The sequence below is a fragment of the Kitasatospora sp. NPDC059827 genome, from assembly GCF_042731675.1.
Lineage (GTDB): Bacteria > Actinomycetota > Actinomycetes > Streptomycetales > Streptomycetaceae > Kitasatospora.
The window spans coordinates 1-12326 of record NZ_JBHWIV010000047.1; the positions used below are offsets into that span (position 1 = coordinate 1).

11 protein-coding genes are annotated in these 12326 nt (G+C 75.2%); 3 read left to right on the forward strand and 8 right to left on the reverse strand.

Annotated features, from left to right (window positions below; genetic code table 11):
* Positions 1-78: 78 nt before the first annotated feature.
* Positions 79-705 carry a dihydroxyacetone kinase subunit DhaL gene (gene dhaL / locus ACFV8H_RS26135; protein ID WP_380404309.1) on the reverse strand — a complete coding sequence of 209 codons (627 nt, stop codon included), beginning with the start codon at positions 703-705 and terminating at the stop codon, positions 79-81.
* Between the two features lie 11 nt (positions 706-716).
* Positions 717-1712: a dihydroxyacetone kinase subunit DhaK gene (gene dhaK, locus ACFV8H_RS26140; protein WP_380404312.1), complete on the reverse strand. Its 996-nt coding sequence runs from the start codon at positions 1710-1712 to the stop codon at positions 717-719.
* A gap of 147 nt (positions 1713-1859) precedes the next feature.
* Here dhaK and dhaM point away from each other — a divergent pair, with 147 nt between their 5' ends.
* A complete protein-coding gene (gene dhaM, locus ACFV8H_RS26145) occupies positions 1860-2252 on the forward strand; it encodes a dihydroxyacetone kinase phosphoryl donor subunit DhaM (protein ID WP_380404314.1) in 393 nt (130 codons plus the stop codon).
* Positions 2253-2258: 6 nt separating this feature from the next.
* Here the strand turns inward: dhaM and ACFV8H_RS26150 are convergent, their stop codons facing one another.
* Positions 2259-3971, reverse strand: a complete 1713-nt coding sequence (locus ACFV8H_RS26150; RefSeq protein ID WP_380404316.1) for a bifunctional 3'-5' exonuclease/DNA polymerase — start codon at positions 3969-3971, stop codon at positions 2259-2261.
* Between the two features lie 175 nt (positions 3972-4146).
* Between ACFV8H_RS26150 and ACFV8H_RS26155 the strand changes: the two genes are divergently transcribed.
* Positions 4147-6171: a M3 family metallopeptidase gene (locus ACFV8H_RS26155; RefSeq protein WP_380404319.1), complete on the forward strand. Its 2025-nt coding sequence runs from the start codon at positions 4147-4149 to the stop codon at positions 6169-6171.
* Positions 6172-6222: 51 nt separating this feature from the next.
* Here the strand turns inward: ACFV8H_RS26155 and ACFV8H_RS26160 are convergent, their stop codons facing one another.
* Both ACFV8H_RS26160 and ACFV8H_RS26165 read right to left on the reverse strand, forming a co-directional pair.
* Positions 6223-7695 (reverse strand): glycoside hydrolase family 5 protein, encoded by a 1473-nt coding sequence (locus tag ACFV8H_RS26160; RefSeq protein WP_380404321.1) that lies wholly within the window; start codon positions 7693-7695, stop codon positions 6223-6225.
* Positions 7696-7833: 138 nt separating this feature from the next.
* Positions 7834-8475 (reverse strand): TetR family transcriptional regulator, encoded by a 642-nt coding sequence (locus tag ACFV8H_RS26165; protein ID WP_380404324.1) that lies wholly within the window; start codon positions 8473-8475, stop codon positions 7834-7836.
* 195 nt (positions 8476-8670) lie between these two features.
* On the opposite strand from ACFV8H_RS26165, the gene ACFV8H_RS26170 reads away from it, so the two are divergent.
* Positions 8671-9897 carry an acyl-CoA dehydrogenase family protein gene (locus ACFV8H_RS26170; RefSeq protein ID WP_380404327.1) on the forward strand — a complete coding sequence of 409 codons (1227 nt, stop codon included), beginning with the start codon at positions 8671-8673 and terminating at the stop codon, positions 9895-9897.
* Positions 9898-9945: 48 nt separating this feature from the next.
* Here the strand turns inward: ACFV8H_RS26170 and ACFV8H_RS26175 are convergent, their stop codons facing one another.
* From ACFV8H_RS26175 to ACFV8H_RS26185, 3 genes are all read right to left on the reverse strand, one after another.
* Positions 9946-10548 (reverse strand): hypothetical protein, encoded by a 603-nt coding sequence (locus ACFV8H_RS26175; protein WP_380404329.1) that lies wholly within the window; start codon positions 10546-10548, stop codon positions 9946-9948.
* Between the two features lie 112 nt (positions 10549-10660).
* Positions 10661-11470, reverse strand: a complete 810-nt coding sequence (locus ACFV8H_RS26180) for an enoyl-CoA hydratase/isomerase family protein (protein WP_380404332.1) — start codon at positions 11468-11470, stop codon at positions 10661-10663.
* A 37-nt stretch (positions 11471-11507) separates the two neighbouring features.
* Entirely contained in the window at positions 11508-12218 is a 711-nt protein-coding gene (locus ACFV8H_RS26185; RefSeq protein ID WP_380404335.1) for a TetR family transcriptional regulator, read from the reverse strand.
* Between the last annotated feature and the right edge of the window lie 108 nt (positions 12219-12326).

Here is a 12326-nt window from a genome sequence, read left to right on the forward strand (position 1 = left end):
GGGGGGGGGGGGGGGGGGGGGGGCCCCCCCCCCGGGGGGGGGGGCCCCGCCGCCGGGGGGGGGGGGGGGGGGGGGGTGTCAGGGGGCGGTGGTTTGGGCGAGGGTGCGGAAGAGGAGGGCGGTGGAGGTGGCGCCGGGGTCCTGGTGGCCGGTGCTGCGGTCGCCGAGGTAGGAGGCGCGGCCCTTGCGGGCGCGGAGGGGGGTGGTGGCGCGGGCGCCCTGTTCGGCGGCTTCGGCGGCGGCTGCGGTGGCTTCGGGGAGGTCGGCGCCGGTGGCGGCGGCGGTGCGGAGGGCGGCTACGGCGGGGGTCCAGGCGTCGACGATGGTCTTGTCGCCGGGGTCGGCCTTGCCGAGGGCGCGGATGGCGTCCAGGCCGGCGGCCAGGGCCTCGGCGAGGGTGGCCGGGTCGGCGGGGCCGGGGAGGGCGGCGCCGATGGCGCGGAAGGCCTTGCCGTAGAGGGGGCCGGAGGCGCCGCCGACCTTGGAGATCAGGGTGGTGCCGGTCTTGGTGAGGACGGCGCCGGGGCCGTCCGGTTGGAGGCCGTCCAGGGCGGCGAGGGCGGCGGCGAAGCCGCGGTGGAGGTTGCTGCCGTGGTCGCCGTCGCCGATCGCGGAGTCCAGGTCGGTGAGGAGGGTCTGCTGCTGTTCGACGGCCGTGGCGATCGCGCGGATCCAGGCCTCGGCGAGGGGGGTGTCGAAGTCCATGCCGGCTCCGTTCAGGCGCGCTTGAGGGCGGGGGTGTCGACCGGGGCGTCCCAGAGGTCCAGCAGCTGGGCGTCGGCCTTGGTGAGGGTGAGGGAGAAGCCCGCCATGTCGAGGCTGGTGACGTAGTTGCCGACCAGGCTGCGGGCCACCGTGATCCCGTGGTCGGCGAGCCGGGCGGCCACCTCGCCGTAGACCACGTACAGCTCCAGGAGTGGGGTCGCGCCCATGCCGTTGAGCAGGGCGATCACCTCGTCGCCCGGGGTCAGGTGGTGGTCGGCGAGGATGGTCTCGACCACCTCGGCGGCCAGTTCGCGGGCGGGGCGGAGCTTCTCGCGGCGGCGGCCGGGCTCGCCGTGGATGCCGACGCCGACCTCGATCTCGTCCTCGGGCAGGTCGAAGCCGGGCTTGCCGGCGGCCGGGACGGTGGCGGCGGTGAGCGCGATCGCGAAGGAGCGGGAGGCGGCGTTGACCCGCTCGCCGAGGGCGGCAACCTCGTCGAGCGGGGCGCCGCGTTCGGCGAGGGCGCCCGTGGTCTTTTCGACCAGGACGGTCGCGCCGGTGCCGCGGCGGCCGGCCGTCCAGGTGGAGTCCTCGACCGCGACGTCGTCGTCGACCAGGACGGTGCGGACCTCCAGGCCCTCCTCGGCGGCGAGTTCGGCGGCGAGCTCGAAGTTCATCACGTCGCCGGTGTAGTTCTTGACGATGAAGACGACGCCGCAGCCGTTCTCCACGGCCTTCGCGGCGGCCAGCATCTGGTCCGGGACGGGGGAGGTGAACACCTCGCCGGGGCAGGCGGCGTCGAGCATGCCGGGGCCGACGAAGCCGCCGTGCAGCGGCTCGTGGCCGGAGCCGCCGCCGGAGATCAACGCGACCTTGGGGCCGGCCGGGCGGGCGGCCCGGGTGATCACCCGGTTGGGGACGTCCACCGTCAGCTCGGGGTGGGCGGCGGCGACTCCGGCCAGGGCGTCCTCCAGGACGTTCTCCGGGGTGTTGATCAGTTTCTTCAACGTTCTTCGCTCCCTTGGGTGACCGCGGTGTGGACGCAACAGCCTGGGGCCGACGCTACGCCGGATGGGGGGTGGGGGCACGGGGTGCGACACGCGCGGTTCCGCTCACCCTTCCGGAGCAGTGGGGTGGGGTCTAGGGTCGGGCGCATGAGTGGACGGGTGGGAATCGTTCTGGTTTCGCACAGTGCCAAGTTGGCCGAGGGGCTGCGCGAGTTGCTCGGTGAACTCGCCCCGGACGGTGTGCGGGTGGTGGTCGCGGCCGGGACGGAGGACGGCGGGCTCGGCACCAGCTACGAGCTGATCGCCGGGGCGGTCGTGGAGGCGGACGGCGGGGCCGGGGTGGTGGTGCTGCCGGACCTCGGCAGTTCGGTGCTGACCGCGGTGACCGTGCTGGAGGACCAGCCGAGGCCGGGGGTGCGGCTGGTGGACGCGCCGTTCGTGGAGGGCGCGGTGGCCGCCGTCGTCACCGCCTCGACCGGGGCGGGGCTGGCCGAGGTGGTCGCGGCCGCGGAGGAGGCGCGTTCCTTCCGCAAGGTGTAGCGGCGCTCACTTGGCGTCGGCGTAGCAGTCCACCACCGCGGTGCTGAGCGGGAAGCGCACCGGGGTGTCGCCGAAGACCAGCCGGCGGGCCTCGTCGGCGGACTCGGCGACGGCGGCGGCCACCTGCTCGGCCAGGTTGGCCGGGGTGTGCACGATCACCTCGTCGTGCTGGAAGAACACCAGGTGCGGGCGGTCCGCCGGGACGGGCACGGGCAGTTCGCCCAGCCGCCGGCGCAGCGCCGCCAGCAGGGCGAGCGCCCAGTCGGCGGCGCTGGCCTGGATGACGAAGTTGCGGGTGAACCGGCCGCGGGCGCGGGCGGTGCGGCCGCCGGTCTCGCCGCCGGCGTCGGCCTCGGTGAGGTCGAGGAAGGCGGCGGAGGCCGGCGGGCAGACCCGGCCGAGCCGGGAGGTGACCACGCCGCCGTCCTCACCGGTGCGGGCCGCCGCCTCGACGTAGCCCATCGCGGCCGGGTAGCGCCGGCGCAGGGTGTTCAGCAGCGGGCCGATGTCGCCGCTGGTCTGCCCGTACATGGCGCCGAGCAGGCCGAGCTTGGCCTTGTCGCGGTCGCCCTGGAAGGCCTGGGCGGCGAGCGACTCGTAGAGGTCGCCGCCGGCCGCGGTGCGGGCCAGCCCGGCGTCCTGGGAGAGCGCGGCGAGCACCCGCGGCTCCAGCTGGGCGGCGTCGGCGACCACCAGCAACCAGCCCGGGTCGGCGACCACGGCGCGGCGCAGGATGCGCGGGATCTGCAGGGCGCCGCCGCCGCGGCTGGCCCAGCGGCCGGAGACCACGCCGCCGACCACGTACTCGGGCCGGAAGCGGCCGCCGCGGGCCCAGGCGTCCTGCCAGGCCCAGCCGTGGGCGACGTGGATCCGGGACAGTTCCTTGTAGCGGATGAGGAGTTGGGCGGCGGGGTGGTCGATGCGCTTGAGCTCCCAGGAGCGGGTGGAGGTCAACTGGATGCCGGCCTCGGCGAAGGCGCGCAGCACCTGGGTGTGCGAGTCGGGGTTGAACGGCTTTACGCCGAGGGCCTGTTGGAGTTCGACGGCGAGGTCGGCGAGCACCCGGGGCAGGGTGCCGGGGACGGTGGGGCGGGGGCCGAGCAGGTCGGTGAGCAGCCGGTCGTGGACGTCGGAGCGCCAGGGCAGGCCGTCGTGGGCGATCTCGGCGGCCACCAGGGCGCCGGCGGACTCGGCGGCGACCAGCAGCCGGAAGCGCTGCCGGGCGGCCGGGTCGGCGACGGCGGCGATCCGCCGCTGCTGTTCGGCGTGCACGGCCACCACGGCGGCCAGTGGGTCGGCGCCGGGCGGCAGTTGCAGCCGGTCGGGGGCGAACAGGGTGTCCTGGCCGTCGTCCGCGTCGGACAGGCCGGCTTCGGGCAGGTCGTCCGGGACGGGCAGGCCGTGCAGCCGGGACCAGGCGGCGCCGAGCGAGCGGGGCGCGCCGAAGCGGCCCTCGTGGGCCAGCAGCAGCGCCTCGACCAGCCGGAGGTCGTGGCAGCGGGCGAGCCGGTCGGGCAGCCGGGGCAGCAGCGGGGCGTACCCGGAGTCGGCGGCGGCCCAGACCCAGCGCGGGCGGTCGGCGGACTCCAGGGCGGCGACGGCCGCGGCGAGGTCGCGGACGGCCTCCGGTGGGCCGAGCGGCCGGCCGGTGTCGTCGAGCGGCTGGAGGCGGCCGCCGGGGCCGTGCTGATCGGGCACGAGGGCCGTTCTGGGGGCCACGGCGGGTGTCTCCTCTCCTGGGGCGCCTTCTGGCGGTGCTGCGGCGGGGCGGGTGTGCGGGTGGGGCGCGGGTGTGCGGACCGGGGGTCCGCGCGGTCGACGTTAACGGGTGGGTCTGACAACGATGGCCTGGGGTGTATGGGCACGCGGGGTGACACCGCGTAGGGTCGGCGGAATGACCGAGAACCCGTTCTTCGCGGCCAGCCCCCTGGTCTACGAACTGCCTCCCTACGCCGAGATCCGGGAGGAGCACTACCTGCCCGCGTACGAGCGCGGAACGGCCGAGCAGCTGGCCGAGATCGCGGCGATCACCGACGACCGGTCCGAGCCGACCTTCGAGAACACCCTGGTGGCCCTGGAGCGCTCCGGTGAGCTGCTGAACCGGGTGGACCGGGTGTTCCGCAACCAGTCCTCCTCCGACACCACCGAGCTGCTGGACGAGGTGGAGGCGAAGGTCAGCCCGCTGCTCGCGGCCCACCACGACGCGATCCACCTGGACCGGCGGCTGTTCGCCCGGATCGAGGCGCTGCACGGGGACCGGGCCGCCCTGGGGCTGGACCCGGAGTCGCTGCGGCTGCTGGAGCGCTGGTACACCGCGTTCGTCCGCTCCGGCGCCCGGCTGGGCTCGGCGGAGCAGGACCGGCTGCGCGAGCTGAACGCCGAGCTCGCCGCGCTGGGGACGACGTTCCAGCAGAACGTGAACGCCGCCACCCGCGCCGCCGCGCTGGTCGTGGACACCGCCGAGGAGCTGGCCGGGCTGTCCGAGGGGGCGATCGCCGGTGCCGCCGAGAACGCCCGGGTGCTCGGCCACGAGGGCCGGTACGTGCTCAGCCTGAAGAGCACCTCCACCCAGCCCGAGCTGGCCCAGCTGGCCGACCGGTCGGTGCGCGAGCGGCTGCTGGCCGCCTCGCTCGGCCGGGCCGGCGCGGAGAACGGGCCGCTGGCGATCCGGATGGCGGGGCTGCGCGCCGAGCGGGCCGCGCTGCTGGGCTTCCCGAACCACGCCGCCCACGTCGTCGCGGACGAGACGGCCGGGACGGTCGAGGCGGTGTCCGGGCTGCTCGCCCGGCTGGTGGAGCCGGCCGTGGCGAACGCCCGCCGGGAGGCCGCCGAGCTGGCCGCGGTGGCGGCCGCGGACGGCGTCGAGGAGATCGCCGCGCACGACTGGGCGTACTACTCGGAGAAGGTGCGGCAGGCCTCCTACCAGGTGGACACCGCCGCGCTGCGCCCGTACTTCGAGCTGGAGCGGGTGCTGGTGGACGGCGTGTTCTTCGCCGCGGGCCTCGCGTACGGGATCACCTTCACCGAGCGGCCGGAGCTGACGGCGCACCACCCGGACGCCCGGGTCTTCGAGGTGTTCGAGGAGGACGGCACCGCGCTGGGCCTGTTCATCGGGGACTTCCACGCGCGGGCGTCCAAGCGCGGCGGCGCGTGGATGGACGAGCTGGTGGGCCAGTCCGGGCTGACCGGGCGGCGGCCGGTGGTGCTGAACACCCTCAACGTCCCGCGCCCGGCGCCGGGCGAGCCGGCACTGCTGAGCTGGGACGAGGTGCGCACCCTGTTCCACGAGTTCGGGCACGCGCTGCACGGGCTGTTCTCGGACGTGCGCTACCCGCTGTTCGCGGGCACCGCGGTGCCGCGGGACTTCGTGGAGTTCCCCTCGCAGGTCAACGAGATGTGGATGGTCCGGCCCGAGGTGCTGGCCAACTACGCCCGCCACCACGCCACCGGGGAGCCGCTGCCGGCCGAGCTGGTCGAGCGGATGACCGCGGCCGAACGGTTCGGGGAGGGCTTCCGGACGGTGGAGTACCTCGCGGCGACGCTGCTGGACTGGGCCTGGCACACCCTGCCGCAGGGCCACCGGGTCGAGGACGCCGAGGAGTTCGAGGCGCGGGTGCTGGCGGAGGCCGGTCTCGCGGTGGCGGCGATCCCGCCGCGCTACCGCACGCCGTACTTCCAGCACATCTTCTCCAGCGGCTACAGCGCCGGGTACTACGCGTACATCTGGTCGGAGGTGCTGGACGCGGACACCGTGCGGTGGTTCGAGACCAACGGGCGGTCGGTGCGGGACAGCGGCGAGCTGTTCCGGCGCGAGCTGCTGGCGCGCGGGTTCGGCCGGGACCCGCTGGAGTCCTTCCGCGCGGTGGTCGGCCGGGCGCCGGAGACCGCGCCGCTGCTGGAGCGCCGCGGTCTGGGCTAGTCGGCGGTCTGGGCTGGTCGGCGGGACGGGCCGGTCGGCGGTCCGGGCCGGTCAGCGCGGGGTGAGGGTCACCGTCACGGGCGTGCCCGGGCGGGTGTGCGGGAGCCGGATCCGTACGGTTCCCGCGCGGCCGTCCGCGGGCTGCTCGACCTCGACCCGGGCGCCGGCGGGGGAGGCGGCGACCCGGGCGCCGCGCGGGAACGCGGCGGGCGGCAGGACGAGTTCGCCGGTGCGGCCGCTGCCGTCGGCCGTCCAGCGGACGGTGGCGGTGCCCGCGGCGCCCCCGGTGGCGGTCCGGACGTCGGTGCCGGGGACGGCCGCCGGGTACGGGCCGAAGGCGGGGCCGTCGCCGGGCGCCGGGTGGCCGGCCGGGTCGAGGGCGCAGTAGCCGCCGGTGCCCCGGCACCAGTACCACATCGTCCAGCCCTCGGCGAAGCCGTCCATCGCGGCGACCTGGCGGCGGACCAGCAGGGTGTTGCCGGGGGTGCGGGAGTCGGGCGGGCCCCACTCGCCGACCAGCACGGGCAGGTGGTGGGCGGCCGGGTAGCCGGTGATCGCGGCGGCGTACTGCTCGACGAAGCCGTCGGCGGGGTTCCAGTCGGCGCCGTTCTCCACCGCGGTGTCGTAGAAGTGCGGGGCGTAGCCGAGCCGGGGCGCGCCGGGGCGGGGGTCGGTGAAGCCGGGGAGGGCGGTGGGCACGCCCTGGCCGACCAGGACGGTCGGTTCGACGAACAGCCAGGCGCGGGAGTCCGCCCGGCGGACGGCGGCGATCAGGCGGCGGTACATGTCGGCGAGCCGGCCCTGTTCCAGGGCGGCGGAGGCGGCGGCGAGCACGGCCGGGTCGGTCGGGTCGCCGTCCACCGGGCCGAACGGCTCGTTGAACAGGTCGTAGCCCAACAGGGAGCGGTGGCCGCGCAGTTCGCGGGCGAGCCGGGTGTAGAAGTCGGCCTGCCAGGCGCGCAGGTCGGGGTCGTCGTAGAGGTGGCGGAAGGCGGCCTGGACGGCGGGCTGGAAGTAGCCGGCGAACCAGTCCTTCGGGTCGGGGGTGAAGGGCAGGCCGTCGTCGCGGGTGGCCCAGCGCGGGATGCCGTTGGTGCCGCCGCCGAACCGCGGCCCGTAGACGTCCTGGTGGAAGTCGACCAGGACGAGCAGGCCGAGGCGGTCGGCCCGGTCGAGGAGTGCCTGGATCCGGTGCAGTTCGGTGGGGTCGAGGCGGCCGCGGTCGGGCTCCAGCCTGGTCCAGGAGACCGGCAGCCGGACCAGGGTGAAGCCCTGGGCGGCGACGGAGTCGAGGTCGGCCGGGGTGGCCTCGGCGTACTTGTCGAGGTTGACGCCGCGCAGCTGGAGGTGGCGGCCCCGGTCGTCGGTGAGGGCGGTGCGGCCGTCCGGTCCGGTGGCCGTTCCGGTGGGGAAGTGGCTGGGGAGGCGGGTCGGGGGGCCGCCGTGGGCGGCGGCCGGGCCGGCGGCGCCGAGGGCGGTGGTGGCGGCGAGCAGCAGGGCGACGACGGTGCGGCACGGGCACATCGGGGACCTCGCACGGCGGGGGGTGGGGGCCCGATGATGCCCGTGCTCCCCGGGCCGGCACAAGGGTCGTGCGCGGACGGGGTCGGTGCGGTGGCCCGGTGCGGCCGGGCGAGCAAGGGCCGTGCGCGGAGCGGGAGTTCAGTCGCCGTTCGGTTCGGTGGGGGCGGGCGGCAGGACGGCGGTGGGCAGGACGGCGGTGGGCAGGTCCGCGGCGGCGGCGAGCCGGCCCCAGAGCAGGTCGGCCAGGGCCTGCACCATGCGGGTGCGCGAGCAGGGTCTGGTCTCCAGCCACCAGTCGCCGGCGGCCAGCACCATGCCGGTGATGCCCCGGCCCCAGGCCTCGGCGAGCAGGTCGCGGTCGGCGCCGAGGTCGACCTGGTTCTGTACGGCGCGGGTGATCTCCTCGGCGATCTGCCGCAGCGCGGGGGCGAGGGCGTTGCCCGCGCCGCTGGGGTCGCCGGGCTCGGGGTGGGTGAGCAGCCGGTAGACCTGGGGGCGGGCCTCGATCCCGGCGAGGTAGGTGTCCAGGACGTGTTCGACCCGGTCGCGGCGTTCCAGCGGTTCGGCCAGCGCGGCCCGGACGGCGGCCAGCAGGCCGCCGGTGTGGCGCTCGGTCAGGGCCCTGATCAGGCCGGTCCGGTCGCCGAAGTGGCGGTAGAGGATCGGCTTGGTGATGCCGGCCTCGGCGGCGATGGCGTTCATGCTGGCGCTCGGCCCCTCGCGCTGGATGACCCGGTCGGCGGCGTTGAGCAGCTGCTCGCGGCGGGGCTCTCGGGACATGCGCTGCTCCTCGGGATTCTGGGTGGCCTGGGCGTTGACACCGGTTACCAATCAGTAGCAGACTCCGACGATGTTACCCGGGGTAACACCCCGGTGGGTCGCACCCGGCGGCCGTGATCCCCGCGTCGTGACTCCTGCATCGCCATCCCTGCACCGCCATCCCTGCGTCGTCATCCCTTCTGCGGAGGCTCCCTCATGAGCAGCACGTTCTCGCTGGACCCGGGCGCGGACCAGCTCGCCGTACGCGACTGGCTGCACGGCTTCGCCGCCGACGTGATCCGCCCCGCCGCGGCCGAGTGGGACGAGCGCGAGGAGACCCCCTGGCCGGTCATCCAGGAGGCCGCCAAGCTGGGCATCTACTCGCTGGACTTCTATGCCCAGCAGTACTTCGACCCCTCCGGCGTCGGCATCCCGATCGCCATGGAGGAGCTGTTCTGGGGCGACGCGGGCATCGGGCTGGCCATCGTCGGCACCACGCTGGCCGCCGTCGCGGTGCTCGCCAACGGCACCGACGAGCAGATCGGCACCTGGACCCCGCAGATGTTCGGCACCCCCGACGACGTCAAGGTGGCCGCCTTCTGCTCCTCCGAGCCGGACGCCGGCTCGGACGTCTCCGCGCTGCGCACCCGGGCCGTGTACGACGAGGCCAAGGACGAGTGGGTGCTCAACGGCACCAAGACCTGGGCCACCAACGGCGGGATCGCCGCCGTGCACGTGGTGGTCGCCACCGTCGACCCCGGGCTCGGCGCCAAGGGGCAGGCCTCCTTCGTCGTCCCGCCGGGCACCCCCGGGCTGAGCCAGGGCCAGAAGTTCAAGAAGCACGGCATCCGCGCCTCGCACACCGCCGAGGTGGTGCTGGACGGCGTCCGGGTGCCCGGCAGCTGCCTGCTCGGCGGCAAGGAGAAGCTGGACGAGCGGCTGGCCCGGGCCCGGGAGGGCGTCAAGCGGACGGGCGGCCGGGGCAACGCGGCGATGGCCACCTTCGAGGCGTCCCGCCCGGCCGTCGGGGCGCAGGCGATCGGCATCGCCCGGGCCGCGTACGAGGTCGCGCTGGACTACGCGAAGACCCGGGAGCAGTTCGGCCGCCCGATCATCGACAACCAGGGCGTGGCCTTCCAGCTCGCCGACATGCGGACCCGGATCGACGCGGCCCGGCTGCTGGTCTGGCGGGCGTCCTGGATGGCCGCCAACAACCAGCCGTTCACCGCCGCCGAGGGCTCGATGTCCAAGCTGTACGCGGGCGAGACGGCCAAGTTCGTCACCGCGCAGGCGATGCAGATCCTCGGCGGCAACGGCTTCACCCGGGAGTACCCGGTGGAGCGGATGCACCGGGACAGCGCGATCTACTCGATCTTCGAGGGGACCAGCGAGATCCAGCGGCTGGTGATCGCCCGGGCGGTCTCGGGGATGCCGATCCGCTAGCCGGGGCCGATCCGCCGGCCGGGGCCGGGTCGGGCTGCCGGGTCGGGACTACCGGGCCAGCCAGAAGGTCAGCCCGGCGGCGAGGGAGCCGACCACCGCGCCGACGATCGTCTGTGCGGTGGTGTGGTCCCGCAGCACCACCCGGGACCAGCCGATCACCCCGACCAGCGGGTAGAGCAGCAGCCACAGCGGGCCGAGCGCGATGCCGAGGCAGGCCACCGCGCCGGCCGCCACGGCGGTGTGCACGGAGACCTTCCACCAGACGGTGATCACCAGGATCGGCACCAGCGAGGCGAACATCGCCGCCACCATCGCGGTGAGGTCGCGCGGGGCGTGCGCCAGGATCATCACCGCGAAGCTGACGGCGACCGAGCCCATGATGAACGGGATGACGGTCAGTCGGCGCTGCCGGTGGCCGACGTGGCGGTCCTCCAGGGTGCCCTTGCGGATGCCGCGCTGGATGAACAGGGTCGGGATGACGGCCGCGAACAGCGCGGCGAAGGCGGCCCAGCCGAGACCGGACCAGCCGTAGCGCAGGCCGCCGATCAGCAGGCAGACCGCGATGATCACGTTCTTCGGCTCGACGCCGTCGGTGACCCGGCGGGCCCAGGTCGTCCGGCTGGTGGGGGCGGTCGTGGCCTCGGTGGTCATCGGGGTGCGTGCTCCGGGTGGGGAAGGGCGGTCGGCGGCTCGGCGCCGGTCGCACGATCGTACGTGAGCCGGCGGTGCCGCCGTCCGTCCGGAGGGCCCGCAGGGTCGTTGCTCAGAACCGCGCCGGGCGGCCCGCCAGGAACGCGGCCAGCCCCTCGTGCACGTCCGGGGCCTCCCGCGAGCGCCGCTCCCAGGGCTCCAGCGCCTCGGCCGCCCGCTCCGCCGGGACGGCCAAGGCGGCCTTCACCGCGCCGATCGTCTGGGTCGAGCGGGTAGTCAGCAGTCGGGCGAACTCCAGTGCCGCGGCGTCCAGTTCGGCGTCCGGCAGGACCCGCTCGGCGAGGCCCAGCGGCAGTGCGTCCCGGCCGCGCACCAACTCGCCGGAGAACAGCAGGTACTTGGCCCGGGCCGGCCCCACCAGACGGGCCAGCCGCAGGGTCGGCACCGCCGGGTAGACCACGCCGAGCTTGGCCGGGGTGATCCCCAGCCGGGCGTCCTCGGCGACGAAGCGCAGGTCGCAGGCGACGGCCAGTTGGCAGCCGCCGCCCACGCAGGCGCCGTGCACCACGGCGAGGGTCGGGTGCGGGAAGGCCGCGAGCGCCTCCTCGGCGGCCACGTTGACCGCGTGGTAGGCGTCCGCGCGCCGCGGATCGCCGTACACCTCGGCGAGTTCGGTGATGTCCGCGCCGGCGCTGAAGGTGTTCCCGGCGCCGGTCAGCAGCAGGGCCCGTACGCCCGGCCGCTCGGCGAGCCGGTCCAGCACCTCGGGCAGCGCCCGCCAGATCGCCAGGGTCACCGCGTTGCGCCGGTGCGGGCGGGCGAACTCCAGGACGGCGACGCCGTCCTCGCCGACGTACGCGTTCAGGCCCTCGGCCCGGGCGGGCAGGGCGGAGCGGTCCCGCGTGAGCAGCGGCTGGTCCATGCGCACCTCCGGCGTCGGTCGTGGTGCGCCCACTCTCTCAGGCCGGGGCCGCGCCCTCCCGGGCCGGTCCGGCGCAGTACGTGCCGAGGCCGTGCTCGACCGTGGCGAAGGCGCGCCGGGCCTCGTCGAGGGCGCCGGGCAGGGCGTCCGCGGCGCGCCCGCCGGCCAGCATCCGTAGGTGGTTGCCGGTGATCAGGGTGAGCCGGACGGCGAGCAGCTGGGCGGCGGCGACCCGGGCGGTCAGCTCGTCGTGGGCCGGGTCCTGGTCGCGCAGCTCGTCGGCGAGCAGGCTCTGGGCGCGCCGGTCGAAGGCCGCGGTGGCGCGCAGGGCCAGCGCCGGGGTGGCGTGGATCAGCCGGATCACGTCCAGCACCACCGGGTCGTCGCTCAGCCCGGTGGCCGGGTCCCGGCGCTCCAGGGCGGCGAGGAAGTGCTCGCGCAGCGCCGTCACCGCCGAGGTGCCCGGGGCGCGGTCGCGCACCACCCGGGCGGGCTCGTCGAGGTGCTGCTCCATCGGCCCGAGGACCAGGTCCTCCTTGGTCGGGAAGTAGTTGAACACGGTCATCTTGGAGACCTCGGCGGCGGCCGCGATCTCGGCCACCGAGACCTGGTCGAAGCCCCGTTCGATGAACAGGCCGATGGCCGCGCGGAAGATCCGGACGCCGGTCTGGATCTTCTTGCGCTCGCGCAGCGGGAGGGCGTCGAGGTCGCGGTCGGGGCCGAGGTCCAAGCCGTGGTGGGTCGCCATGCGAAGACTGTACCAGGATCAAAGCTAGACCGAGCAGAAAGATGTGCTGGGATGAAAGATTGGTCTGGATGAAGAATTGACCCAGTCCAAAACTACTGCCATGGTGGT